The organism is Kouleothrix sp. 19917 (assembly GCF_057073505.1).
The window spans coordinates 120,892-146,062 of sequence record NZ_CP097099.1; the positions used below are offsets into that span (position 1 = coordinate 120,892).

20 protein-coding genes are annotated in these 25,171 nt (G+C 63.2%); 14 read left to right on the forward strand and 6 right to left on the reverse strand.

Translation table 11 applies throughout. The annotated features are described in order from the left end of the window. Positions 1-21 precede the first annotated feature (21 nt). Positions 22-1,269 (reverse strand): NAD(P)/FAD-dependent oxidoreductase, encoded by a 1,248-nt coding sequence (locus M1P90_RS00530; RefSeq protein ID WP_483700659.1) that lies wholly within the window; start codon positions 1,267-1,269, stop codon positions 22-24. Between the two features lie 202 nt (positions 1,270-1,471). On the opposite strand from M1P90_RS00530, the gene M1P90_RS00535 reads away from it, so the two are divergent. The 3 genes from M1P90_RS00535 (at position 1,472) to M1P90_RS00545 (ending at position 6,749) form a co-directional block, all read left to right on the forward strand. After that, positions 1,472-3,529: a putative glycoside hydrolase gene (locus tag M1P90_RS00535; protein ID WP_483700660.1), complete on the forward strand. Its 2,058-nt coding sequence runs from the start codon at positions 1,472-1,474 to the stop codon at positions 3,527-3,529. 67 nt (positions 3,530-3,596) lie between these two features. Continuing rightward, on the forward strand, positions 3,597-6,020 hold the full coding sequence (locus M1P90_RS00540; RefSeq protein ID WP_483700661.1) for a peptidoglycan recognition protein family protein: 2,424 nt from the start codon (positions 3,597-3,599) through the stop codon (positions 6,018-6,020). A gap of 51 nt (positions 6,021-6,071) precedes the next feature. Beyond that, positions 6,072-6,749: a hypothetical protein gene (locus tag M1P90_RS00545; protein ID WP_483700662.1), complete on the forward strand. Its 678-nt coding sequence runs from the start codon at positions 6,072-6,074 to the stop codon at positions 6,747-6,749. Between the two features lie 186 nt (positions 6,750-6,935). Here M1P90_RS00545 and M1P90_RS00550 read toward each other — a convergent pair whose 3' ends face one another. From M1P90_RS00550 to M1P90_RS00560, 3 genes are all read right to left on the reverse strand, one after another. Beyond that, entirely contained in the window at positions 6,936-7,283 is a 348-nt protein-coding gene (locus M1P90_RS00550; RefSeq protein ID WP_483700664.1) for a Trm112 family protein, read from the reverse strand. Positions 7,284-7,327: 44 nt separating this feature from the next. Further along, a complete protein-coding gene (locus M1P90_RS00555; protein ID WP_483700665.1) occupies positions 7,328-8,002 on the reverse strand; it encodes a phosphoribosylanthranilate isomerase in 675 nt (224 codons plus the stop codon). A 75-nt stretch (positions 8,003-8,077) separates the two neighbouring features. Continuing rightward, positions 8,078-10,123 (reverse strand): NYN domain-containing protein, encoded by a 2,046-nt coding sequence (locus M1P90_RS00560; RefSeq protein ID WP_483700666.1) that lies wholly within the window; start codon positions 10,121-10,123, stop codon positions 8,078-8,080. 725 nt (positions 10,124-10,848) lie between these two features. Here M1P90_RS00560 and M1P90_RS00565 point away from each other — a divergent pair. Further along, positions 10,849-11,361, forward strand: a complete 513-nt coding sequence (locus M1P90_RS00565) for an RNA polymerase sigma factor (protein ID WP_483700667.1) — start codon at positions 10,849-10,851, stop codon at positions 11,359-11,361. Positions 11,362-11,663: 302 nt separating this feature from the next. Here the strand turns inward: M1P90_RS00565 and M1P90_RS00570 are convergent, their stop codons facing one another. Further along, complete coding sequence (locus M1P90_RS00570; protein ID WP_483700669.1) at positions 11,664-11,912, reverse strand: hypothetical protein; 249 nt, start codon at positions 11,910-11,912, stop codon at positions 11,664-11,666. 114 nt (positions 11,913-12,026) lie between these two features. On the opposite strand from M1P90_RS00570, the gene M1P90_RS00575 reads away from it, so the two are divergent. Together M1P90_RS00575 and M1P90_RS00580 are read left to right on the forward strand one after the other, a co-directional pair. Next, entirely contained in the window at positions 12,027-12,632 is a 606-nt protein-coding gene (locus M1P90_RS00575) for a DUF421 domain-containing protein (RefSeq protein ID WP_483700671.1), read from the forward strand. Then, the gene (locus M1P90_RS00580) at positions 12,632-14,542 is read left to right on the forward strand and encodes a protein O-mannosyl-transferase family (protein ID WP_483700672.1); all 1,911 of its coding nucleotides are present in this window, start codon (positions 12,632-12,634) and stop codon (positions 14,540-14,542) included. The genes M1P90_RS00575 and M1P90_RS00580 overlap by 1 nt, the downstream gene beginning before the upstream one ends. A 144-nt stretch (positions 14,543-14,686) precedes the next feature. Here M1P90_RS00580 and M1P90_RS00585 read toward each other — a convergent pair whose 3' ends face one another. Then, positions 14,687-15,577 (reverse strand): hypothetical protein, encoded by an 891-nt coding sequence (locus tag M1P90_RS00585; protein WP_483700673.1) that lies wholly within the window; start codon positions 15,575-15,577, stop codon positions 14,687-14,689. A gap of 353 nt (positions 15,578-15,930) precedes the next feature. Between M1P90_RS00585 and M1P90_RS00590 the strand changes: the two genes are divergently transcribed. The 8 genes from M1P90_RS00590 to purH all read left to right on the forward strand — a co-directional run bounded on the left by M1P90_RS00590 (position 15,931) and on the right by purH (position 25,152). Further along, positions 15,931-17,463, forward strand: coding sequence for a DUF512 domain-containing protein (locus tag M1P90_RS00590; RefSeq protein ID WP_483700675.1), 1,533 nt, complete (start codon positions 15,931-15,933; stop codon positions 17,461-17,463). Between the two features lie 75 nt (positions 17,464-17,538). Beyond that, the gene (locus tag M1P90_RS00595) at positions 17,539-19,230 is read left to right on the forward strand and encodes an HD domain-containing phosphohydrolase (RefSeq protein ID WP_483700676.1); all 1,692 of its coding nucleotides are present in this window, start codon (positions 17,539-17,541) and stop codon (positions 19,228-19,230) included. A 33-nt stretch (positions 19,231-19,263) separates the two neighbouring features. Then, positions 19,264-20,619 carry a ribosome biogenesis GTPase Der gene (gene der / locus M1P90_RS00600; protein WP_483700677.1) on the forward strand — a complete coding sequence of 452 codons (1,356 nt, stop codon included), beginning with the start codon at positions 19,264-19,266 and terminating at the stop codon, positions 20,617-20,619. A 389-nt stretch (positions 20,620-21,008) separates the two neighbouring features. Next, a complete protein-coding gene (locus M1P90_RS00605; RefSeq protein ID WP_483700678.1) occupies positions 21,009-21,296 on the forward strand; it encodes a hypothetical protein in 288 nt (95 codons plus the stop codon). A gap of 168 nt (positions 21,297-21,464) precedes the next feature. Then, positions 21,465-21,959, forward strand: a complete 495-nt coding sequence (locus M1P90_RS00610; RefSeq protein ID WP_483700679.1) for a roadblock/LC7 domain-containing protein — start codon at positions 21,465-21,467, stop codon at positions 21,957-21,959. Between the two features lie 78 nt (positions 21,960-22,037). Continuing rightward, positions 22,038-22,640, forward strand: a complete 603-nt coding sequence (locus tag M1P90_RS00615; protein WP_483700680.1) for a GTP-binding protein — start codon at positions 22,038-22,040, stop codon at positions 22,638-22,640. Positions 22,641-22,715: 75 nt separating this feature from the next. After that, a complete protein-coding gene (locus M1P90_RS00620; RefSeq protein ID WP_483700681.1) occupies positions 22,716-23,522 on the forward strand; it encodes a DUF4388 domain-containing protein in 807 nt (268 codons plus the stop codon). A 112-nt stretch (positions 23,523-23,634) separates the two neighbouring features. Next, on the forward strand, positions 23,635-25,152 hold the full coding sequence (gene purH, locus M1P90_RS00625; protein WP_483700682.1) for a bifunctional phosphoribosylaminoimidazolecarboxamide formyltransferase/IMP cyclohydrolase: 1,518 nt from the start codon (positions 23,635-23,637) through the stop codon (positions 25,150-25,152). The last annotated feature ends 19 nt before the right edge of the window (positions 25,153-25,171 follow it).

Here is a 25,171-nt window from a genome sequence, read left to right on the forward strand (position 1 = left end):
TAGCCGAGGGCTTGCGTAAAGTCAAACAGGGCCGCGCACGAGCGTTGGCCGCCCGGCGCGCAGCGGCAGAAGCTCGGCCGGATGCCCGCCGGTGAGCGCGGCGGCGAGCAGCTGGCCGAGCCGCAGGCCAAAGGGCATGCCGTGGCCGCAGAAGCCGCCCACTGCCCACGCGCCCGGCAAGCCCGGCACTTCGTCGGCAATCGGTAAATAGTCACTGGTGAAGGCCATCAGGCCGGCCCAGCGCTGTGCAACCTGCAGGCCAGCCAGCTGCGGAAACAGGCGCGGCAGCACGCCCTCGATGGCGGATTGCACCACAGCGCTGGGCGCTTGGGCGCGCACACCTTCGTCGCGGCGGGGCGCGGCGGCACGGCAGCCGCCGAGTATGATCGCGCCATCGGGCGTTTGCTGCCAGTACTCGCCAGTGGGCATGAGCGCCGCGCCCATGCCTGCGCGAAACACTTCTGCGCTGGGCGCGTAGGCCAGCGCCTGCCCGCGCACCGGCCGCACCAGATCGGCCCAGGCTGGCACAAGCTCGCCCAGCCAGGCGTTGGCGGCCAGCAGCACCCGCGCTGCCAGCATCGGCCCGCGCGTGGTTTCGAGCCGCAAGCCGCCCGCCTCGGCGTGGATGCTCAGCACGCCGGTGCCGGTGTGCAGTTGCGCGCCGTGGCGCAGCGCCGCGCCGGCCAGGCCATCGAGCAGGCGCGCGGAGTGCAGCACGCCATCCTCGGGTGTGAACAGCGCGCCAACCACTTCGTCGCCCAGCGGCGTGCCAACGAACTCCTGCGCCTGGGCGCGGCCAAGCCATTCGGCGCGGAAACCGTCGGCGGCGAGCGCGGCGACCGTGCGCGCCATGGCGTCGTGCTGCGCTGCGCCGAGCGCCAGCGCCAGGTGCCCGGGCTCGCGGTAGTCGCAGCCAATCGCTTCTTCGGCCAGCACCTGCCGCACCAGCGCGCGATTCTCGAGTGTGAGCTGCCAGATGGCGCGGGCAACCGCGTGGCCGTGGCGCGCAATCGCGGCCGGGTAGGCTTCGGCGGTGCCGGCCACCAGCAGCCCGCCATTGCGGCCAGTTGCGCCAGCGGCGGGCACATCGCGCTCAAGAATGAGCGGGCGGTAGCCAGCGCGCGCCAGCCAGTAGGCGCTCGCGAGGCCAAGCAGGCCCGCGCCAAGCACCACAAGATCAGCGTGGCGCGGCAGCGGAACTGTGGGCCATGCGGCGGGGCTGCGGGTTGCCTGCCAGTATGATTGTGGGTCGTTTGCCTGACCTGGCATGGCTTCACTTCTCCTTATACATTGGCGTCTCATCCCCGCATCAGGGTGGGCAAGCTTGACAAGCGTTTGTCAGGCGTTTATGATAGGCCAGCCTGTACGCAAGGCAGACCAACGTGTGCACATAATACTCGATATTCGGGCGCTCGCCCCGCATACCGGGTGCGATCGCTTTGACGATCCTCGTTCAGGAGAAGAACTCCCGATGGCCCTGCTGACTCGTTTCCGCCGTTTCCCCGTGCTGTGTTCGTGCGCTGCTGCGCTGCTGCTGCTGGCCGCCTGCGGCGGGCCGGAAGTGCCGCTGAACGGCACTGTGCTTGATGCGTATAGCGGCAAGCCGGTGAGCGCCGCCAAGATTAACCTGGCCGGCGCCGAAGTGACCACCGACGCGGGCGGCAAGTACCAGCTGGCAAGCTGGAAACAGGATGGCACGCTCCAGATCGCCGCCGACGGCTACGAGCCGGTGACAATTGCGCTGGCCAACCAGCCGCAGCTTGCCCAGCCCACGCCGCCAGCCGTCACGCTTGACGCCAAACTGCGCCCGAATACGGTCGCTGGCGTGATCACCGACGTCTATACAGGCAAGCCGCTGGCCGGCGCGCTGGTGAAGGCCAGCGAAATCCTGAGCGCCACCACCACCGCCGACGGCAGCTACCGCCTGGCGGGCGTGCCCGAGCGCTTCTCGGTGACGGTGAGCGCAAAAGATTACGACCCGGTCACGCAATCGCTGCAGCAGCAAACCAGCTTTAGCTCGGCGCTGCGGCCCAACGTGCTGGCCGGCACCATCACCGACCGCTACAGCGGCAAGCCCGTGGCCGGCGCGCAGGTGAAGGCCGACGGCGGCGCGAGCGCGACCACCGGCGCAGACGGCACGTATCGTCTCGAAGGCGTGCCAGCTGAAGCGACGATTGAGATCAGCGCCGACGGCTATGCCGGGCTGACGCAGCCGCTTGAGAAGAACACCGCGCTCGACGCCGTGCTGCGCCCCGATGTGCTGAAGGGCAAGGTGCTGAACGCCGCCAATGGCGCGCCGATCGCCAACGCCACGATCATTGCCGCGCCGAACCTGGAAAGCGACGCCGTGGCGATGGAGCGGATCGACGGCAGCACCGACGGCGCGTTCACGCTCGACGGCCTGCCCGAGCAGGGCGTGCTGCAGGTGCTGGCACCCGGCTACCGCAAAGCCGTGATCGAGCTGAAGCCGGGCAGCGTGCCAACCGAAATCAAAATGGAGCCTTTCTACACCAAGTCGATCTATGTCACGGCGGCGGTGGCCTCGAACCACGACCTGCTGATGAAATTCTTCGACCATATCGACAAGACCGAGCTGAACGCAATCGTGATCGACCTGAAATCCGACCTGCGCGACGACCTCGGCCTGATCTACTACGACTCGCAGGTGCCGATTGTCAAAGAGCTGGACACCGCCCGGCCGATCATGGACATCCGGGAAATTCTGGCTGAGGCAAAGAAGCGCGGCATCTACACCATCGCGCGCGTGCATATCTTCAGCCACGACAATGTGCTGGCCGACGCCAAGCCCGAGTGGGCCGCGCAGGACTCGAAGAATGGCGGCGTATTTGCCGACTACCCCGGCCCTGGTATTCGCTACGCCTGGCTCGACCCGTGGAACCGCAATGTGTGGGACTACAACATCCAGCTTTCGGTTGAAGCGGCGCATATGGGCTTTGACGAAATTAACTACGACTACATCCGCTTCCCTTCGCTGGAATTTGGCGCGGATGACAAAGATCGCCTGAAGCTTTCGAAGCCGGGCGCAACCGACGACGAGAAATACCAGAACATCGCGGAGATGCTGACCCTGTCGCAGAAGGCAATCAACGGCGCGGGCGCCTACCTCTCGGTCGACGTGTTTGGCGTCACTGCCTGGGAGCCGTCGCCGCTGATCGGGCAGGACATCAAGCTCATGGGTATGCACACCGACTACGTGTGCCCGATGATCTACCCCTCGCACTTCTGGCCCGGCGCGGCGGGCTTCGACCTGCCGGCGGCGCACCCGTATGAAATTATTGCCGAAAGCATGCGCCTGGGCCAAGAGCAGATGCAGGGCAAGCGCGCGCTGGTGCGGCCGTGGCTGCAGGATTTCACGCTGACCTGGGTGCCCGACGACCAGATCGTCGAGTATGGGCCGAAAGAAGTGCGCGCCCAGATTCAGGCGGTGGAAGATAGCAAGAGCACCGGCGGCTGGCTGCTGTACGACTCGGCCAATCAGTACACATACGAGGCGCTCAAACCCGAGTAGACGCACACATCCGCCGGCGCAGCGCACAGTTGCTGCGTCGGCGGGTGCCTGAGTGGCGGGAGAATCTATGCGACGTTGGTTGCTGGTGCTGGCCCTGGCGACGTTGGGCGCGAGCGGGCAATTGCTCCGCGCGCCAGCGCTTTCGGCCCAGGCATCCGTGCCGGTGCAGGTGGGCGCGTGGTCGCTCAGCACCGTCGCCGAATGGCGCGCCGGCCCCTGTGGCGCGCAGCCCAACTGGACGGGCGATACCTGCAATGGTCTGCTGCTGAGCAACAATGCCGACGGTGAACTGCGCCTGGATGCGGGCGCGACGTCGGCAGTCTATACCTCAGTCGTCTCCAATACCGCGTTTTTGTATAATGCTGTCGGCGCAACCTGGCAGGCCGACATCCCGGCTGGCACCAGCCTCGCGCTCGAAATTCGCGGCGGCAATTCTGCCAAAGAAGAAGATATGACGCCCTGGCAGCCGCTCGTTTCCGGCGACGCGCAGTCGCAAAACGACGGCTCGCCCGCGCTGGAGTCGGTGCGGTCTTTCCCGGCGGGCATGGCGGTGCTGCAGTTCCGCGCTACGTTTGGCTCAACCGTAGCCAACGCCACGCCAGTGCTGAAAGGCGTGCTGCTCAGCTATATCAACGCCACCGCCGGCCCGGCCCGCGTCGCCGATCAGCAGCGCGTGCCGGCACCCTACGGCCCGGCCACGCTTACTACCCCGCCGCGCGTGGTGCAGCGCGACAGCTGGGGCGCGCCGCTTAGCGCCGCCCCAATCGTGCGCCAAACGCCCAAGGGCATTCTGATCCACCAGATCGGCTCCGACGATGTTGTGTCGCCCCTGCCATTCCTGCGCGCGCTGGCAAGCTACGACACGCAGGTGCTTGGCTGGGACGACCTGCCCTACCACTTCATTATCGACCGCGAGGGCGTGGTGTATATGGGCCGCAATGGTGGTCCCACCGCCGCCGTCGATCGCTTTGCGGCGGGCGATTCCGCCATCCAGGTTGCGCTGATTGGCAGCACCCTCCCGGCTGGCCCGCAGCAAGCCGCGCTCACTGGCCTGCTTGCCTGGCTCGGCCAGTCCTATGGCATTGCGCCGCTGGGCGCGCACGCTGTGGCTGGCAGCAATGGCAGCGCGCCAACGAGCCGCCCGAATATCGCCGCCCACGCCGAGCTTGCGCCAGCCGCGCTCGATCCGTCGCCCGAGCTGCGCGCCCAGTTCGAGGCACTGCGCCAGGCCGCTGACCAGGCCACTGTGCGCGCGCGCTGGTACTTTGCCGAGGGCAACGCCTTCAACTTCTCCGAGCGACTGTCGGTGCTCAACCCCGGCGGTGCCGCTGCCAGCGTGCGCTTCACGCTGCTGCGCCAGCCCGGCCCGGCCGTAGTGCGCGACGCCAGCGTGATCGCGGGTGGCCGCGCTGATCTGATCGTCAACGACCAGTTCAACGACACCAGCGAAGTCCCGGCCGTGATCGAGTCGAACGGGCCGATCATCGCCGAGCGCTTTATGAACTTCGGCAGCGATCTGAGCAGTGGGCCGGGCGTGCAGCAACCTTCGCGCGTCTGGTACTTCGCCGAAGGCTCGACCGAGACCGACCACAAGACCTACCTGCTGCTGTTCAACCCGCAGAGCGCCAGGGTTTCGGCCAGCATCACCTACATGCAGAACGATGGCACAACCTCACGCCAGACCGTCGAGGTGCCGCCGCAGCAGCGCGCTGTGGTGACGGTTGGCGATGCGCTGCCCGGCAAGCGCTTCGGCGCGCAGGTGGTTGCGTCCGCGCCGATCGTGGCCGAGCGCACCATGATCTTTGGCCCGGGCAGCACCAGCAACACCGGCGGCTTCCACACCGCGCCGGGCATGCCCACGCTTTCGCGCCAGTGGTACTTCGCCGAAGGCACCACCCAGCAGCCGTTCAGCATGTCCATTCTGGTGCTCAACCCGAACGCGCAGGCATCCAACGTCACCGTCACCTTCCTGACCGACTCGGGCACGTCGCTGGTGCGTAAGTACGCCATCCCGCCGGCCACGCGCCTCGAAATCCCGGTCAACGAGGTCGTGCCCGAGCTCGGCATCGCTACCACCGTCAGTGCCGACCGGCCCGTGGCCGTGGAGCGCGCGCTCTACTGGAACGGCGACCGCGCCGGCACCGTCGGCCCCGGTGCGCTGGCTCCCGCCTACACATGGCGCTTCGCCGACGGCCGCACGGTCGACGCTTTCCAGGAATATTTGCTGTTCAGCAACCCGACCGGCAACCAGGCCCGCGTCACGGTTGATTTCATTCTCGCCAATGGCACGCGCGCCACGCAAACCCTGCTGATGGCCAAGGGCTCGCGCTACACCATGGCCGTGCACCAGCTCTACCCCGGCCAGGTCGCCATTTCCGCCACCGTTCGCTCGACCCAGCCAATCGTTGCCGAGCGCTCGCTCTACGCTGGCGCGCCAACCGGCGCCGACACCAGGGGCGGGGCGACGGCGCTGGGTATTCCCGAGGAGTAAGCCCTTATTATGGATGAACAGGCGCCATCGCAGCCCCAGCCGAGTACGCCCATGCCCGTTTCATCCACAGGGCCATTGCCGGTGCAGCCAGCTCCTGCCCGTCGGCGCGGTGGTTGCCTGGGGCGCACGGTGGCGGCGCTGCTGGTGATCCTCATCACCACGTTTCTTGCGCTGCTGGCGGGCGCGGCTGGCCTGCTCTGGTTCGGCTTCGTGCCATCTACGCCCGCGCAGCTCGCCGAGGCGCAGCAGCAGGTTGCCACGCTCCAGGCCGGCCAGAGCGCGCTGCAAACCCAGGTCGCCGGCGACAGCGTGCGCGGCTCGGGCGACCATGAGCTGCTGGGCGAGATCAAAAGCCAGCTCGACGACATTGCCGACATGCGCGCCCAGTTGCAGCGCGAGCGCGAGTCCAGCGCATCGCAGAGCGCCACGCTCGTGGCCGAGGTGCGCTCGGGCCGCGACGCCGTGGCGGTATTCGCCACCGCCGAAGCCGGCCGCGCCGCGCTGCTCGCCGAGCTTGAGCGCCGCTCGGCGCGCGTCGAGCGCTTTCTGGCGCGCCTGGGCGATATCGCCAACGACACTGCGACCGACCTGGGCTCGGCCACGCCAGCCATCCCGATGCTGACGCCCACGCCCAGCCCGGCTGCTGCTACCGCCACCGAAATCCCGTCGCGCACGCCCTCGCCCAGCCCTTCCCCGCGCCAAACCCCGCGCCCGACCGTTACACCGTAGGCCGGCTTTTTGCGCATAAAAAAACAGCCCGCCCCATTTTCGGGGCGGGCTGTCTGTTTTGTCGCGTGGTGTGCATTATTAGGAAAGCGAGGCAGAATAGGGAAAGAGCAACAGCATTACAATGTAGAGCGAAAAATGTAACTGCCTTCTGCCTCCTGCCAACTGCAAACTTCTATATGAAGCGCACTAGCTGTTGATCAGGCTGTCGTCGCGGTTCTTCTCGCCTTCCTCAAGCAGCATAATCGGGATGCCATCCTCGACCGGGTAGCGGAAGCCGTTGCGCCGGTTGACCAGCCATTCGCTGCCGCCCGCGTCGGTCAGCAGCTCCACCGGGCCTTTATCGCCCGGGTCGGCCAGAATGGCCAGCAGCTCGGGGCTGATGCTGCGCTTGCCGCCGCCAAAGCCGCTGCTGTCGCTCGACGCCGCGCTCAGGTCGAACACGCTATCTTCACGATACTGCTTCACCGCGCGATACACCACCACCGCAATGCCGGCCAGGGCCGCCAGGCTGAAAAGCCGAAAGAATCCCTTCATGAAGTCCTCCTTATACCATTCGAAGTGTTAGCGAGCATACACAATCATTCTAACGTACTTTGCCCAATCGCAAAAGGGGGAAGTTTCCCCTCGGCAGTGCGCACGGCAGCCACAAAGGCTCGTATTTTCGCGCTGTCTTTCACGCCATCGGTTTCGACGCCGCTGCTCACGTCCACGCCCCAGGGAGCTACGTGCGCAATCGCCATGCCGACGTTTTCTGGGTTGAGCCCGCCAGCCAGCAGAATCGGCTGTTGCTGCGCCAGCGCCGCCGATTGCTCCCAGTCGGCCACAACGCCCGCGCCGCCGTAGGTGCCGGGCAGGTGTGCGTCGACCATCAGGCGCACATGCGGCCAGCTTCCCGCCAGCCAGCCCTGCTCGGCGGCGCTGCCATCAAAGCGAATCGCCTTGATCAGCGTCATGTCGGCCAGCTCGTCGGCCAGCGTGGGCGGCTCGTCGCCGCTGAGCTGCACCGCGTCCAGCGCGCACTCGGCAGCGATGGCGCGCATATGCGCAGCGGTTTCGTTCACAAACACGCCCACCAGCTGCGGCGCGTTGCTGCCGTGTGCGGCGCGCACGGCCTGCCCAATCGCGCGCGCCTCGGCCGGAGTGATCTGGCGGCGCGACGGCGCGAGGATGAAGCCCAGCAAGTTGGCACCAGCAGCGGCAGCAACGAGCGCGTGCTCGGCAGTGCGCATGCCACAGATTTTAATTTTCGTCATGAGCGCAGACATAGCGTGCGCGCTGGATAGATCAATTGCAGCATTGATCTATCCAGCGCGCAACAACAGGGTGCTTTATTCTTCGGTTGTGGCGGCAGCTTTCTTGCGGCGGCTGCGCTTCGGCGCGGCGGGCGCTTCGGTTGGGGCGGCTTCCACCACCGGGGCCTCGGCGGCGGGCTGCTCGGCAGCTGCGGCCTTGCGCGAGCGGCGCGCTGGCTTTTTCGCGGGCGCTTCGGCCACCTCGGCAACCGCCGGGGCAGGTTCTGCGACCGGGGCTGCGGCTTTGCGGCGCTGGCGCTTTGGCTTGACTGCCACCGGCTCGGCCTCAGCAACCGCTTCGGCTGCCTGCGCTTCGGCCTCGGCAATTGCTTCCTCGGCCAGCATCACCGTCAGGTCGGGCAGCACCAGCGTGGGCAGCTCGCCGCCCTCGGCGGGCTGGGCCAGCCGGTAGCTTGCGCGATTGCCCTTGCCCAGCCGCTCAAGCACGCCAGTGTTGATCGCCTGCTTGATCAGCGAGCGCAGCTCTTCGTTGGTGCGGGTGATACCGGCGCTGTTGCGCATGCTGCGCAGCGCGTCGTGAATTTGCGCGAACGGCACGGGCCGGTCAAACGCACCAACCGTTTGCCGCAGCGTTTGCCATTCTTCGTCGGTGAAGGGCTGGCCGGACGCGGCTGCTTCGTCGTCGGAAGCGGTCGTTTCGTCGGTCTGCACGGCTTCGCTGGCGGGGGCAGCTTCAGCTTCTGCGGGGGCTGGCTCCTCGGCGGATGCGGGCTCGGCCACCTCGGGCGGCAGCAGCTCTTCGCCGGCCGGATCGTAGGCAGTAATCGCCTCGATCTCGTCGGCTTCGGCCTCGACGCGCTCGAGCAGCTCTTCGAAGACTTCTTCCGACGCGTCGGCGGGTGCCTCGGCGGCGCTCAGGTCTTCGTACAGCTCGTCCTCGTCGTCGAACGCCTCAACACCATTCTGCTGCGTGGTGCCATTTCCGCGCTGCCCGCCACGCGAGCGGCGGCGGCGGCGGCGGCCATTCGAAACCACCGACGGGCGGCTTTCGGGGCGCACTTCCATTTCGCTGACCTGAATGATGGGCGCGCCGGGTTCTTCGGTAATTTCCTGCGCGAACTGCGAGAGCTTGAAGGGATCTTCGCCGGGCAGGAACACTTCGTTCACCGTGCCGCGCGTGAAGACCTGCACCTTGCCGCGGCGCTCGGCCTCGATCACGAAATCCTTGAACTTCGCGAACGGCCGGCCGCTGGCATCCTTGTAGCGCCCTTCCTTGAACTCGCCGCCCATCAGCTCTTTCATCAGCAGCTTGAGCGAGCCGAACGAGCAGACATAGCCGCGCTCGCGGGCCAGGTTGATCGCGTTGACCAGCGTGTCGTAGATGTCGGGCTGGCCCTGCGGTTCCGGCTCGGGTGCGCGCTCGGGGGCACGCTCACGGTCGGGAGTACGCTCGCGCTCAGGGGCACGCTCACGGTCGCGGTCGCGCTCGGGGGCGCGCTCACGGTCGCGGCCGCGGTTGCTGCGCTCGCCATCTTCTTGCTGTTCGCTGAATTCGTTTTCGCGACCCTTCTCGGGCATTTTGGCTTTGGGCAGGTCTTGTGCGAGGTCGAGCGGCTTTTTGCCAACCAGTGACTCATAGAAAATGAACTCATCGGCGCTCTGGGCGAGGTGGGCCGAGGCCGCGCCGCCAATGCCGATAATAATCACTTCTTTTCCCTGCTGGCGAATGCTGTTAACCAGGGGGATGAAATCGCGGTCGCCGGTGGCCAGCACGAACTTGGCGATGTTCGTGTTGGTGAACAGCGTCTTCATTGCGTCGATGCAGAGGTTCATGTCGACGCTATTTTTGATCGCGCGGCCAGTGCGGCCAAGTTCGCGGTCGTAATAGTAGGTCGGCACGTACATCGGCTCGATGCCGTTGGCGTAGAGCGCGCTTGTGACGCGGGGGTAGCGGTACCAGTCGGCGTAGGCCCGGGCGATGACGACGCGGCCGAAGTCTTCGCACCGATCCATGATCATTTCGAAATTCGGGTTCGCGTCCAGTTTGTCGCGAACGCTGACGTACACATTCTCAAAGTCGATAAAAACGGCGACATCAGGTCGTTGGGTGTCATTTGGCATTGGTTGTTTGTTTCGCTCCTGTCGGGTGAGACAGCGGAAGTCTGCCGTGCGTTCGGCAAGCCAGGCCAGACAAAACCCGATCGTGTATGGCAAGGCGCGGCAGTTTGAGGGACTGCGGCGCCGTCGTCGTACGATCCTTATGGGTAAGTCAAAGCCGGGGGGCCGCTTGCAAGCGGAATTGCGGTGGCACCAGAACCATGCCTGGTGTTGCGCTGCCTGCCTGCGGCGAACCGATTACGGCATCCGTTGTCAATGTACGTTCCTGCACATTTTGGGTAACGAAGCCAGTTGCCCACATCGCCACGTGTGTTCAGAGGCTCCACGCGGCTAACTATAGCACTGGATTATGGAATGTGCAACTGTGCGCAGGCGTTTTTTAGGAGGTGCAGTGCTTGTGCGCGGCGTCGCAAATCCACCTTTGGGCGGATCAGCGTCCATCGGCAGAACGAGCTGTCGTTCGGCTTGTGGATTGAGAGTGAGATGACCCAAACGCCTGATGCTGCTGCGGCCCGCTTCCGCTATAGTACGCCTACCGGCAATAAATGACGCAGCGAAGAAGTGGTGGTGGGAGAGCAAAACTCGATTGAACCACGCCAGTGCGCTTCCGTCCCGCGTTGAGGAGTGCCCCGTGTCTACGCTGAACCGGCTGCCCGCCTGAGCAATTGTTTGCCTGGCCTGTGACTCTTCCGAAAGTATTACACAGCTTCATATATAAAGAGGATACTATGTTGGCATTCAGCGAGTCGCGCGTTCCCTATACAACTGGCGTTGAGATGCTGTACGAAGAGTACCAGCGCCCGATTCTTGCATATCTTACCCGGCTGGTCAGCGACCGCGAGGCGGCCGAGGATCTGTGCCAGGAAACCTTTATCAAGGCCCTGCGCAGCTGGCACCAGCGCGATGCGAACGCAAGCGTGGCCGCGTGGCTCTACCGCATTGCCACCAACACCGCCTACGATTTCCTGCGCCGCCGCCGCCGCATTCGCTTTACCCCCCTGCTCGACATGGAACCCCCACCCACCGGCAGCCATAGCATGGAATCGCGCCTCGACGAGGGCGAGCCGGTGCAGCGCGCGCTTGAGCAGCTGCCCGACATGTACCGCCTGCCGCTGGTGCTGCATTCCTGCGAGGGCCGCAGCACCCAGGAGATCGCCGACGCGCTTGGCTGCTCGAACAGCGCGATTAAAACGCGCCTGTTCCGCGCCCGCGAGCGCTTCCGCGAAGTGTACCAGAACTAATTCCCACTTGTTTTTTAGGCACAACAAGCGCCGCCTGGCTTGCCGGGCGGCGCTGATCTATAGCTACGAGCCTGTGCTTAGGAGTGCGGTCGCGGGGTGGTGTTCGGCTGCGAAGCTGGCTGCTTTGCTTCAGCTGCGTGCATCAGCTTCAGGCCAACCACACCAAGAACAAGACCAACGACCAGGCCGCTCAGTAACAACGTAATCATAGCTCTCTCCATCCGTTAGAAACAAGTCGCTTAGAAACAAAGTGCTGCGTGTTGCAGAATACACCAGCATAACAGCAGGTTCTGTGCCACGGCTCAGGCCGCAACAACATCGCCCAGTGCAGGGGCTGGCGCTTCGGCAGGTATTTCCGCTTCGGCAACACTCTGCTCGGGCTGGTCGAGCATGAGCGGCGCATACAATTCGATATAGCCGCAGGCGCTGCATACCTGCGCAAGAATGGGCCGCGGCGGCTTGCCAATCGTTCCAGCCAGCATGACTTCACCCTGGGCAGTCACAAGGCCACTGGTTTGGGTGTCGTTGCTGCATTTCGGGCATGTGATCATGAAGGCTCCTTTCATTTGTGCTGCTAAACATATAGCAACCTGCGTGCCACACGGTGGCATTGCCCAGCCGTGGTATGATGGGCCGATGCCGCGTGGACGAAAGGAGTACCCTTCATGGAACTGTTAGGCGCGCAGGCGCTGCACGATATGTTCGCGCTGGGGCTGCCGGTGCTGGAGAAAATCCTGCGCCCGCTGATTGTCTACGTGTTTCTGATCGTTGGGCTGCGCCTGGCTGGCAAGCGCGAGCTGGCACAGATCAATACTTTCGACCTGGTCGTTCTGCTGATGCTTTCGAATACCGTGCAGAATGCAATTATTGGCGACGACAGCAGTATTACCGGCGGCGTGATTGGCGCAACCAGCCTGCTTGTTATGAACTATATGGTGGTGCGCTTTGTGTTCCGCCGTGTCAATCTCGACCGTTTTCTGGAAGGCTCGCCGGTCAGGCTGATCGAGCACGGCCATGTCGTGCAGCGGCGGATCGACCGCGAGCTGATTACTGTGAATGAACTTACCGCAGCGGCGCACCGGCAGGGCTTCCGCAGCCTCAGCGATATTGAGGAGTGCGTGCTCGAAACCGGCGGCTCGCTTGCGTTTATTGCAAAAGACCCGGCGCCAGCCCAGACGCACTACGATGAGATTGTGCGTCGCCTGGACACGATTAGCGCGCAATTGCAGGCGCTGCAGTCGTCCCGGCTGGCGGCGGATAACGGAACATAATGCAAAAAGCACATCATGGGAAAGTGCGGGTGCTTGGCCTCGCGCCGCGCGAGCAAGCTGCTCCACTGTTCTGGGAATGGCTACGCGCACTGCTCTTGCGCGCCGATTTGCTGCTCGGCCTGGGCGCGGGAATTGCTGCGTTCGGCTTGTACTGGGCGACGCTGCTGCCCGGGCTGGGGAGCCGCGACACCGCCGAGCTGCAGTGGGCCGTGCCGACGCTGAGCCTGGCGCACCCAACCGGCTACCCGCTCTATACCCTCCTGGGCTGGCTGTGGTGCCAGCTTCCTTTGGGCAGCAGCATGGCATGGCGGCTGAACCTGTTTTCGGCACTGGCAGCCGGCGCGGCAGTAGGCGTGAGCTACCATGTGGCGCGCTCCCTGGCGCAGCCCCGCCCGATCGCGCTGGCGGCCGCGCTGGCGCTGGCGGCCTCGCGCGCGTTCTGGTCGCAGGCAAGCATCGCCGAGGTCTATGCCCTGGCGGCGCTCATTCAGGCGCTGCTGCTGCTGGCGCTGCTGCGCTGGCGGGCCGGGCGCTGGCCGCTGTGGGTTGTGGGTTTGCTGGTGGGGCTTGGGCTGGCACACCACCGCTCGGTGGTTTTGCTGCTGCCAGGTGCGCTGCTGTTTGTGGCGCTGGGCTGGCGTTTCGGCGAAAATCGCCCGCATGTACCCGCCCGCGCACTTTTTGGCGCGGCCCTGGCGCTGCTGCTGCCCCTGGTGCTCTATGCCTATGTGCCATTGCGCGCGCCAGCCTGGATGCACACCTGGCAGCAAGTCTTCGCGCACATCAGTGGGTCCGACCTGACCGCCACCTGGCTCAACCCGGCCCGCCTGCGCGCCGAAGGTCTGCGCCGCGTGTTTGGGCTGGCGCGGCAGTTCGTCTGGCCGCAGTTTTTGCCGCTTGGCTTTGCGCTGGCGCTGCTGGGTGCCGGGCGACTTGCCAGCCGCGACCGTGCCGCCGCTGCCTTGCTGCTGGCAAGCTATGCGCTTATCTGCGGCTTCTGCGCAGCCTACTATGTGGATGATATCGAGGTCTTCTTCATCCCCGCGCACCAGATCGCGGCGCTGCTGCTGGGCGAGGGCGCGCTCGTGCTGCTGGTGGGCGCGAAGTTCCTTGCGAAAAAGTTTGGCCAGCGCGGTCAGCCGGCGCTGCGAGCGCTCCCCTACGCCCTGCTGCTCCTGCCTGCCGTGCTGCTGTGGCACAATCTCCCCGCCATTCGTGCGCTCAACACCAGCAACGACGAGCAGATTGCGCGCGAGATTATGGCCCAGCCGCTGCCGCAGGGCTCCCTGATTATTGGCGATTGGTATGCTACCGAGGGGCCGCACTATCTTCAGGTGGTCGAGAACAGGCGCCCCGATTTGCAGTTTGGCTCGGGCATTGGCCGCGATGACGTGCTGCAGGCGCTCGACAGCGGGCGCGCCGTGTACCTGACCGCGCCAGATTTGCGGCTGGGGCTGGCGCACTCGCCCGAAGGCCGGCTGTGGCGGCTCAGCCGCGCGCCGCTGGCGGCCAGCACCAGCACGCAGTACTTGTGGCAGGAAGGCATTGCGCTTGGCGGCTTCACGCTCGGCACGCAAACCTACCACCCCGGCCAGCCCGTGCCCATGATGCTCGAGTGGCAGGCGCATGCCGTCCCCGGCACAAGCTACCGCTTCTTTGTGCATCTGGTCGGGCCGGACGGCAAAATCTGGGGGCAGTGCGACCAGAGCGCCGGGCAAGAACCGACTGACCGCTGGCAGGCGGGCAAGCGCTACGCCGACCTGATTGCGCCCGCGCTCGATGCCGACGCACCTGCCGGTCGCTACCGTGTCAACCTGGGCTGGTACGAATACCCTGCGATGCAGCGCCTGCCCCTCGCCGATGGCTCCGCCGATTTCGTGACACTGGGTGAGATCGAGGTTGCGCGCTAGCGCGCTTTCGGCGCAGGGGGTTCGAAGGTTGCATGTTTGTAACTTACTGAAAACTCACCGTTCAACATACAACTTTCAACTCTAAACACTCCCTGCGCCCGGCCAACTGCTACCTGCTACCGTGGTCTTTCGCGCTTCGCCTCGCTAATCACCAATCGCCAGCTTCCATGCGGGAACGTGCTGCTCGGGCATGTCGATCAGGGCCCGCGCCGTCGCAAAATAAGCCGACGCCCGGCGCACATAGTCGCTGGCCGTCGGGTTTTTGCGCACCTCGCTGGGCGACACAATGCCCTGGTTGTGCCATGCCGCCAGCACGCGCCACGTCACCGCCACATGCTCAGCGCGCGCGCGGTAGAGCCCGCGCTCCAGGTTCGCCGCCAGATACTCCACCGCCAGCGTTGGGTCGGCAATTTCGTGGCTCACTGCTGCATACAGGTCCTGCGCCGAATCATAATTCTTGAGGTTAATCGTGCTGCCGGCAATCGTCAGCGGCACCGTCATCACGGCTGTGCTGTGCGGCAGCGGCACCTCGCCGCGCAGAATTTCAATTGCCACCGACGGGCGAATATTGGCCGGCCACACACTCAGGTTGCTGATGCCGGCCTGGTTGGTTTCGCGCTGCAAATCCTCATACAGCGGCGTAAACATCTGCACCGGCGTTACGCGCTCTTCGAACCAGCCAAAATGCTCGTTATACATCAGCAGCGCAATCAGCACCGCGAAATCGTGATCGCTCATGCCAGAAAGGTGCGGGCGGTTGTGGCGCGCAGCGGCCGCGAGGATGGTCGGCTGTAAATCGCGCATCTCGTGGGCAAACTCGGGGCGAACATACGGGTTGATCGCGGGCGCAGGCACTGGCCGGTCAGAAGCGCGCCAGGCCTCCTTCACACGAAAGGCATACGGCCCGCGCTCGAACATGTCGGCCGGCGGGCGCAGATGAATGCCGGCAGCATCGGCGCGCCAGTGGCTGAACCCAGCCAGAGTGCCGCAGACCAGCACGATTGCGAGCAAAAATAAACGTAAACGGCGTTGCACCGTATTCCTCCATAACCCTATCCCCGTTGATAGTGACGCTGCATTGCATTGCTCTGTTCCACTTCTTCACTGCGCCGTAGCCTGCCAGTTGCGCAGGGCCGGCATCGCAAGAATAGCGCCACGAATCTGCTGCCTGAAGGCACAAATGGGCCGCCTGAAAGTATACACGCAGAGCGCGTTTGGGCAAGCCGGTCGCGAGGCGGATTTCTGCCAGGTCCTGCAAGTCCCAGTGCGCGGAAGGCTGTGGTATAATGCCGTCGGTACGGGGCTGGCCCGTACTTTCATATTTCTGCACGCCTGCCGGCAGCATGGCCGCCCGCGGGCTTGCGACGCGAAGGTACAGACACAAGGCAATGGAATACCAGCCGGACCTGAAAAATATTACGGGCGAAGGCGGCGCAGTTGCCGCAGTGGCGCGCGGCAGCATCGCCGACGAGCTGGGCATCCAGCCTGGCGATATGGTGGTGTCGGTGGGCGAGCGCCGGCTGCGCGATGTGATCGACTACCGCTTTGCCATGGCCGACGAGCGTGTTGAGCTGCTGGTGCGGCGCGGCGACGACGAGACGATTTACGAGATCGAAAAAGACCCCGATGAAGATATTGGCATCGATTTTGTCGAGCCGCTGTTCGACCGCCTGCGCACCTGCAACAACAAGTGCCCGTTCTGCTTCCTGACGCAGATGCCCAAGGGCATGCGTAAATCGCTCTACCTGAAAGACGACGACTACCGGCTGGGTTTTCTGTACGGCAATTTCGTCACGCTCACCAACCTGACTGAGGACGACTGGCAGCGCATCGCCGAGCAGCATCTCAGCCCGATGTATGTGTCGATTCACGCGACCGACCGCGCCACGCGTGCCGTGCTGCTCGGCAAGGCCGATGTGCCCGATGTGCTGCAGCAGATCCGCCGCTTTGGCGAGCTGGGCATCGACGTACACACCCAGATCGTCGCGCTGCCCGGCATCAACGACACCGCTGTGCTACACGAAAGCATCCGCCAGCTTGCCGCGCTCTACCCGATTGTGCAGACAATCGCCGTGGTGCCGGTGGGCCTCACGAAATACCGCTTCGATGGCAAGCGCCCGCAGAGCATTCGCGCTGCAATTCACGTGCACGAAACGCCTGAGTGGATCGACACCAACTGGGAGCGCCAGCCGCTCTGGGACGAAGCAATTCAGCTTCAGCCCGCCGCCGCCCGCCAGCCTAGCATCGACCCGGCCGAACTCGGCCATTGCGCCCGCCAGATCGTCGCCGCCGATGTGCCAATGCGCACCTTCACCGCCACCGAAGCCGGGCGGGTGATCGATCTGATCGGCTCGTACCAGGGGCAGTTCCAGCGCGACTTTGGCACGCGCCTAGCCTACCCGTCCGACGAATTCTACCTGCTGAGCGGGCGCGACATGCCGCCCGCCGACGAATACGACGGCATGCCGCAATACTCGAATGGCGTGGGCATGACCCGCGACTTCATCGACGGCTGGGCGCGTGTGCAGCGCCGCCTGCCAGCCCGCATGCCCGCCCCAACCGAGCTAACCATCGCTTGCGGCACGCTAATCTCGCCCGTGCTCCAGCGCGTCGTCGATCGGCTCAACCGCATCGAGGGCATGCACGCGCGCCTGCTGCCAATCGTCAACCAGTTTTTTGGCGAAATGGTCACCGTGTCGGGCTTGCTGATGGGCCAGGACGTTGTGGCGGCGCTCAGGGCAGCCGGCGCGCAGCGCGTGCTGCTGCCGCGCGTGATGTTCGACCATACTGGCACGCGCACGCTCGACGAGTACACGCTTGAGCGCATCGCCGCCGAGTCGGGCGCGTCGGTGGCAATCGCGGGCGAACCCGACGAAGTGGCACGCTATGTACGTGCGCTTGCCAAAAGCTCAGAAGCCTGATCGCTCCGTTGCGCGTGCGCGGAGTTCGTAACCCGCTCATAACACATCAAATCCCTAGCGAAAACGAGGTGGGTTATGGCAATCGAACTCAGCAGCTCGATGTACCAGCGCATGCTCGATACGATTCGGCGCGCGAATGCCATCGCCGCCACGCACGAGCTTGACGCCCTGCTCGACCAGATGGTCGATCTGTTTATGGAGGTAACCGACGCAAACGCCGGCTCGCTCTACCTGTACGACGCCGAAACCGACGAGCTGGAATTCAAAGTTGTCAAAGGCGACCCGGAAAGCCTGAACCTGCTCGGCCAGCGCTTCCCGGCCTCGCGTGGCATTGTTGGCGTGGCAATACGCACCAAAGCCTCGCTGTTCATCGACGATGTCGAGAACGACCCGCGCTGGGAGCGCCGCCTGAACAGCACTTCGGCGCTGCGCCTGCGCACGGTCTACTGCCTGCCGCTGGTGCTGCGCGACCGCCCGATTGGCGTGGTGCAGGTCTTCAACCTGCCACCCTCGGCCATCGATGAAGAAGGCGAGCTGGCGCTGCTGCACGACCTGGCCGACCGCATGGCCAGCGAGATCGAAAAAGCGCGGCTGCTCGAACAGGCCAACTCGCGCCAGCGCCGCCTGAATGCCCTGGTCGACATCATCTCGCACCTGACGACCACGCTCGACCGGCAGGAGCTGCTGACGCGGATCATGAACCACGCCCGCGATCTGCTCGAAGTCGAAGCAACTTCAGTCTGGGAGCTGGATGATCAGGCCGAGCCGCCGGTGCTAAAGCTGCATGTCGCTACGGGTGATCGCAGCGAAAAGCTCAGGGAAATGACGCTGCCGGTGGGCGAGGGCATCATCGGCCAGGTGGTCGCAACCGGCGAGCGCATGCTGGTGGAGGATGTCAGCAAGGAAACGCACCACTACAAGCAGGCCGATGTCGACAGCGGCTTTGTGACGCGCTCGATCCTGTGCGTGCCACTGCGCGCGCCGGGTATTCAGCTCGGCCCGGAGCGTGGCGAAATCAACGCCAGCATTATTGGCGGCGCGCAGGCGCTCAACAAGCGCAACGGCGGCGTGTTCAGCGAAGACGATATTGTGCTGTTCGAGGCGCTGGCCAGCCAGGCCGCCACGGTCTTGCAGGTTGCCCGCCTGAACGACGATACCTACCGCCTGTTCATGGGCGTCATCAAAGTCGTGGCGGGCGCGGTCGATGCCAAAGACCCGTACACACAGGGCCATTCGCAGCGCGTAGCCGAGTTCGCGGTGGCAATTGCCGAAGAGCTTGGCCTTTCGCGCAAAGAAATCAACCACGTGCGGATTGGTGGCATTCTGCACGATGTTGGCAAAATCGGCGTGCCCGACTCGATCCTGAAAAAGAACAGCGGGCTGAGCACCGAAGAGTTCGAGGAAATCAAAAAGCATCCTGAGCGCGGCTACGAGATCATGCGCCAGGAAGAGCTGCGCTGGCTGCTGCGTGAAGAGCTGCCCGCGCTGCTTCAGCATCACGAGCGCGAAGATGGCAGCGGCTACCCGAACAAGCTGAAAGCCGCCGAGATTAGCCGCATTGGCAAAATCGTGCATGTCGCCGACGTGTTCGACGCGCTCACCAGCGACCGCCCCTACCAGCAGGGGCGCACCGCCGACGCCGCATTTGCCATCTTGCAGCGCGGCATCGGCACCGAATTCGATAGCGATTGTGTTGCGGCGCTGCTGCGCGCCCGCGCCAATGGCAAAGTGTCTACCCAACGTGAGTTTGCGCGCGAAAATCGCTAGCAACTATCTGAGAAATATAGACGATACAAACCGATGAAACCAATTATTGCTCTGGTCGGCCGGCCGAACGTTGGCAAGTCGACTTTTTTCAACCGACTGATCGGCCAGCGTAAGGCCATCGTCGAAGACCTGCCCGGCACCACGCGCGACCGCCTGTATGGCGACAGCGACTGGAATGGCCGTGTGTTCACCGTGGTCGATACCGCCGGCCTGCTGTTTGAAGAAGACGACGACTCAGCTCCGCTGGCCGAGATCGCGCGGCGCGTGCGCGCCCAGGCCGAGCTGGCAATCGCCGAGGCCGACGTGATTGTCTTCATGGTCGATGCCATTGAGGGCCTGACAACCGCCGACAGCGACGTGGCCGAGGTGCTGCGCAACACCTACAAGCCAGTGGTGCTCGCCGCCAACAAAGCCGACAATCAGGAACGCGCGATGAACGCGGTCGAGTTTTATGCCCTCAACCTGGGCGAACCGATCCCTATGAGCGCCTACCACGGCATCGGCACCGGCGATGTGCTCGATAAAGTGGCCGAGCAGGTACCCGTTGTTGAAGAAGAAACCGACGATAGCACCGTGAAGGTCGCCATTGTCGGCCGCCCGAACGTTGGCAAGTCGTCGCTGCTGAACCGTCTGCTCGGTCAGGAGCGCAGCGTTGTCAGCGCCGTGCCTGGCACCACCCGCGACAGCATCGACACACCGCTTGAGTACAACGGCACCAACATGCTGCTGATCGACACCGCTGGCATCCGCCGGCGCGGCAAGATCGAGCGCGGTATCGAAAAATACAGCGTCATGCGGGCCTTGCGCGCCGTCGAGCGCGCCGACGTAGCCCTGCTGCTGATCGATGCCGAAGAAGGCGTCACCGCGCAGGACACGCACGTCGCTGGCATGATCCTCGATCAGCTCAAAGGCGTCGCCATTCTGGTGAACAAGTGGGACCTGATCGTCAAGGACAACGAGACCTTCAACGCCTTCACGCGCCACATCCGCGACCAGTTCAACTTCATTCCCTACGCGCCGCTGCTGTTTATTTCGGCCAAAGACGGCCAGCGCGTCGATAAGATCCTGCCCCTGGCGCTGGAAATTGCGCAGGAGCGTCAGCGCCGTGTGCCGACTGCCGAGCTCAACACCCTGCTGCGCGAGGCCACCTACGACCACCCGCCAACCGCCATCCATAAGGGCGCACACCTGCGCATCTACTACGCCACCCAGCCGCAGGTTTCGCCGCCAGTATTTCTGTTCTTCGCCAACAACGCCGAGCAGATCCACTGGGGCTATGCGCGCTACCTTGAAAATCGCATTCGCGAAAAATACGGCTTCACCGGCACTCCCATCAAAATCGTCTTTCGCAGCCGCGACGAAAAAGACGAAAAAAAGAAGCCGCGCTAAGGCGCAGGCACACCCAAATTCCTCCACTCGATCAACAAAATGAAACCAGGGCTGTGGCAGCGTTCCACGCCCTGGTTTAGGCTTTACACTTTTCCTCAAAATATACGCGCGCGCTGTTAAGACTTACCCCGCCGAAAATGTACAAAATTCCCCACCAATTGCTACGCAAATGCACAGATGTTTTATGAAATGCATTGGAGCGATCATGCATGCCGGTGATATGAAGGTCCTAGAGCATGTAGGGCTATTCCTGCCGACATTACTATTTACAAATAGGACTGGACAGCACCGCCTCGGTATGCTATTATAATAAAGCATTACACCTTCAAACCCGCTGCCCCTGTCTGATGGCGGGAACGGCGTATGTTGTGACGGCGAGGAGCGTGCCGATGGATCTCGATCTGGGTAGCAAGCGAGCCAGAAAGCTGATCCGTGATCATGATCTCACGGAAGAAGAGATCTTGCAGATCGTTGCGTCGGCGCGGATTAACCTGGCGACGTTTGATCCGGAATACCGCACAAACGTAACGCAAATCGCCGAAGATCTCAACAAAAGCCGGCCGACAATTTATGGTTGGGCTGATCGTGCGCTTGCCGCAACCATCCATTCACTCCGTAATATCCGAACGGGTCGCCCTCCCAAGGAGCGCGAACGAAGCAACGGCACCGAGCCATAAATCACGGTCACAGAAACTTAGCATGGTGTATAATACGTCTGCTGGGGCATGTATTGGCCTGAGTCGTACACAGTCGTGTTGGTGGTTTTCTGCGTGGCCGGTGTGCTATAATACTTCGCTACCCTGAGAGGCCCCCGGGCGCCAGCCCACACAACAAGGTAGGATTACATGGATCCACAGCTCACAAGCCAGATTGTACCAATCGAGGAAATTCGCCAGATCGAGGAATGCCTGGCGCGACTGGTTGAAGATACGAGCGGCAACTATGTTTTGCTGCTCGATAAAAGCGGCCAGGTGATTGCCAGCCAGGGCGATGCCAACCGGCAGGATATTACTGCCCTTGGCGCATTGATCGCGGGCACCTTCGCGTCTTCGCGCGAAGTGGCCAAGCTGCTGCGCGAAAAAGATTTCCGCAGTATGTTCACCCAGGGCGTGCGCGATAATATCTTTCTGGCACTTGTTGAAGATCAGTGGATTCTGTGCATTATTTTCAATAAAGGCACGCACATTGGCCTGGTGAAGGTGCTGACAAAGAAAGCCACCGATGCGCTGGCGCAAGTGCTCGAGCGCGTGCGCGAGACGCATAAGGCCCGCGAAGATGTGCTTGGCTCGTCGTTCCGCACCTCGATGGAAGATACGATCGACTTGCTGTTCCGCGATTAATGGCCGCTGGCTGTACGGTTTTGCGAACGTGATGCTGCCCTCCTGGCGCTGCGTTCGTTTGGGTATGCGAGAGGATCTATGGCCCTGATCAATGTTGCAACGCGTGAGATCCATTGCAAAGTTGTGTATTATGGCCCTGGTATGGGTGGCAAAACCAGCAACTTGCAGTACATTCACACGCAGGTTCCCAAAGAGGCAAAGGGCGATCTGCTTTCGATCGCAACCGAGACCGAGCGCACGCTCTTTTTCGATTTTCTCCCGCTCGATCTTGGTACGGTTGGCCCGAAAGACCGCAAATTTCAGGTGCGCTTTCATCTCTATACGGTGCCTGGGCAGGTACTGTACGAGCGCACGCGCACTGCGGTGCTGAATGGCGCCGATGGCGTGGTGTTTGTGGCCGATTCCCAGAAGCACAAGATGGAAGAAAACCTGAAAAGCTTGCGCGAGCTCGCAAATAATATTACAAAAAATCTGGGCAAGAATTTCCGTGATTTTCCTATCGTCTTGCAATATAATAAGCGCGACCTGAAAAACGTCGCAACCGTTGAAGAAATGGATCGCTACCTGAACCCGCCGACTGTGAACCTTGGCTGGCAGCGCTTTGGCGCAGTGGCCTACAGTGGTGAAGGCGTGCTCGATACGCTGAAAGCGATCAGCAAGCTTGTGATTAGCAAGCTCTAATGCGAAGAGGTGGCGGCTGGCGCCACTCGGTACGTACGCACAGCGCGCAGGCGCGGCGCACACGTTGGGAAGATCATGGCACTGCAAGGCGATTTGAGCGATTTCTCGCTGATTGATATTATTCAACTTCTTGATCTCAGCAAAAAAACGGGTGCGGTCTCGATGCGGGGCCAGCGCGGCCAGGAGTTCTTCGACGGCTGGCTGTATTTCCGCGACGGCCGAATTATTGGCGCCAAGCTCGATAAGCTGCCTCCGCTCGAGGCGGCTTATACCTTTTTTACGTTTACCTCTGGCCCGTTTCAGTTTCACGATGAGGCGACGCTTCCTGCCCCAACCATCACGCAAAGCAACGAAATGCTGATTATGGAAGGCGTGATGCACCAGGAGGCATGGGCGAAAATTCAGACGTATGTGCCTTCGCTGAATATGGTGCCTCAGCTCGTTACCAACCCTTCGTCGACGGGCAGCGAGATCAATCTCGAAGCGGATGAGTGGCGCATTCTGACGATGGTGAACGCTAAGAACACTGTTGGGCAGATAGCGCAGCGCAGCGGCCTGGGCGAAATGCGCACCTGCGAGATTATTGCGCAACTGCTTGCAAGCGGGCTGGTGCAGAAGCGCGAGATCAATCTGGCCGAGGCGCTCTTTCCCGAGCTTGATCGCATCGCGACGGCTGCGTTTGGCGTTTCTGGCCAGGCGCTGCTGCACGATTCGTATGGGCGGGCCAATATTCGCGATCAGTCGGCCGCTGCGCCCGATCAAATTAATGCGGCGCTCGACACGTTTGAAGCTGCGGCCGCGCGCGCTTTTGGCCAGGAGCGTTCGGCGCAGGTGCTGCGCGCGTTGCGCAGCCATACGCAGCAGGTGTTGAGCAGCCTCTAGCGCAAATGGTCGCGGTCATGTTTGATAGTATATTTCTTTCTGAAGACGGTCTTTTCGCGACTTTGCCCTGACGCAACGGGCGAAGTCGCGATTATTGTTTGTAGGAGTCTTTGTGCGAGCCGTGATTAGTGTCTCGGATAAGCGCGGCCTGGCCGAGTTTGCGGCCGGTTTGCAGGCGCTCGGGGTGGAAATTTTCTCGACGGGCAATACGGCGCGCACGCTTGGGGCGGCCAATGTTGCGGTTCAGTCGGTGAGCAAGCTCACTGGCTTCCCGGAAATTCTCGATGGCCGCGTGAAGACGCTCCATCCAGCGGTCCATAGCGGTATTCTGGCCCGGCGCGACCGGCCCGAGCACATGGCTGCGCTGGAAGAGCACGGGCTGGGCCTGATCGACCTGGTGGTGGTGAACCTGTACCCCTTCGCCGAAACGATTGCGCGCCCCGGCGTGACCTATGAGGAAGCGATTGAGCAGATCGATATTGGCGGCCCGGCAATGGTGCGCGCGGCGGCAAAGAACCATCAGGATGTGCTGGTGGTGGTGCGGCCCGACGATTATGCCGACATTCTGGCTGCGCTGCGCGACAATGCGGTGACGCCCGAGCTGCGCCGCCAGCTGGCCGCGCGCGCATTCGCCCACACTGCCGCCTACGACTCGGCGATTGCGGGCTACCTGGCTGGCGAGCAATTCCCCGCGACGCTGCCGCTGGCCTTTCAGAAGCAGCAAGAGCTGCGCTATGGCGAGAACCCGCACCAGCCGGCGGCGCTGTATGGCGATTTCGGCCAGTATTTTGCGCAGCTGCACGGCAAAGAACTTTCGTATATCAATATTCTTGACATCGCCGCCGTGCAGGAGCTGATCGAGGAATTTCCACCGGCCGAGGGCGCGGCGCTGGCGATTGTGAAGCACACAAACCCCTGTGGGGTGGGCCTTGGCACAACGCCGCTGGAAGCGTGGGAACATGCTTTCGCCACCGACCGCGAGGCACCATTTGGCGGTATCATTGCGCTGAACCAGACACTCGATCTGCCACTGGCGCAGGCGATTGATGAGATTTTCACCGAGATCATTATTGCGCCGGAATTTGCCGATGACGCACTGGAGCTGCTGCTGCGCAAGAAGAATCGCCGGCTGATGCGCGCACTGCGCCCAGTAGCAAGTGGCGGCCAGCCGCTGCTGCATAGCGTGCCGGGCGGCGTGCTGGTGCAGCAGGCCGACCGCGCGCTGCTGGCTGGCGAGCCGCTGCAGGTGGTGACGCAGCGTGCCCCCAGCGACGACGAGTTGCGCGCGCTGCGTTTCGCCTGGCGCGTAGTGAAGCATGTCAAGTCGAACGCGATTGTGTTCGCGGCTGCCGACCGCACGCTGGGCATTGGCGCCGGGCAGATGAGCCGCGTCGACAGCTCGCGCCTGGCGATCTGGAAGGCGCAGAATGCCGGCCTTTCGCTGGCGGGCTCGGCGCTGGCGAGCGACGCGCTGTTTCCCTTCCCCGATAGTGTGGAAGCCGCTGCGGCGGCTGGCGCAACGGCGATTATTCAGCCGGGCGGCTCGGTGCGCGACGCTGATGTGATTGCGGCGGCAGACCGGCTTGGGCTGGCGATGGTGTTTACTGGCCGGCGGCACTTCCGCCACTAAAATGGCGGCAGCAACACGG

Bases quoted from the DNA above. Each gene is read 5' to 3' on its own strand.
- M1P90_RS00560 (WP_483700666.1), bottom strand. From the start codon at position 10,123: ATGCCAAATGACACCCAACGACCTGATGTCGCCGTTTTTATCGACTTT.
- M1P90_RS00620 (WP_483700681.1), top strand. From the start codon at position 22,716: ATGGCACTGCAAGGCGATTTGAGCGATTTCTCGCTGATTGATATTATT.
- M1P90_RS00555 (WP_483700665.1), bottom strand. From the start codon at position 8,002: ATGACGAAAATTAAAATCTGTGGCATGCGCACTGCCGAGCACGCGCTC.
- M1P90_RS00535 (WP_483700660.1), top strand. From the start codon at position 1,472: ATGGCCCTGCTGACTCGTTTCCGCCGTTTCCCCGTGCTGTGTTCGTGC.
- M1P90_RS00540 (WP_483700661.1), top strand. From the start codon at position 3,597: ATGCGACGTTGGTTGCTGGTGCTGGCCCTGGCGACGTTGGGCGCGAGC.
- M1P90_RS00530 (WP_483700659.1), bottom strand. From the start codon at position 1,269: ATGCCAGGTCAGGCAAACGACCCACAATCATACTGGCAGGCAACCCGC.
- M1P90_RS00550 (WP_483700664.1), bottom strand. From the start codon at position 7,283: ATGAAGGGATTCTTTCGGCTTTTCAGCCTGGCGGCCCTGGCCGGCATT.
- M1P90_RS00590 (WP_483700675.1), top strand. From the start codon at position 15,931: ATGGAATACCAGCCGGACCTGAAAAATATTACGGGCGAAGGCGGCGCA.
- M1P90_RS00545 (WP_483700662.1), top strand. From the start codon at position 6,072: ATGCCCGTTTCATCCACAGGGCCATTGCCGGTGCAGCCAGCTCCTGCC.
- der (WP_483700677.1), top strand. From the start codon at position 19,264: ATGAAACCAATTATTGCTCTGGTCGGCCGGCCGAACGTTGGCAAGTCG.
- M1P90_RS00570 (WP_483700669.1), bottom strand. From the start codon at position 11,912: ATGATCACATGCCCGAAATGCAGCAACGACACCCAAACCAGTGGCCTT.
- M1P90_RS00575 (WP_483700671.1), top strand. From the start codon at position 12,027: ATGGAACTGTTAGGCGCGCAGGCGCTGCACGATATGTTCGCGCTGGGG.
- M1P90_RS00580 (WP_483700672.1), top strand. From the start codon at position 12,632: ATGCAAAAAGCACATCATGGGAAAGTGCGGGTGCTTGGCCTCGCGCCG.
- M1P90_RS00565 (WP_483700667.1), top strand. From the start codon at position 10,849: ATGTTGGCATTCAGCGAGTCGCGCGTTCCCTATACAACTGGCGTTGAG.
- M1P90_RS00595 (WP_483700676.1), top strand. From the start codon at position 17,539: ATGGCAATCGAACTCAGCAGCTCGATGTACCAGCGCATGCTCGATACG.
- M1P90_RS00615 (WP_483700680.1), top strand. From the start codon at position 22,038: ATGGCCCTGATCAATGTTGCAACGCGTGAGATCCATTGCAAAGTTGTG.
- M1P90_RS00605 (WP_483700678.1), top strand. From the start codon at position 21,009: ATGGATCTCGATCTGGGTAGCAAGCGAGCCAGAAAGCTGATCCGTGAT.
- M1P90_RS00610 (WP_483700679.1), top strand. From the start codon at position 21,465: ATGGATCCACAGCTCACAAGCCAGATTGTACCAATCGAGGAAATTCGC.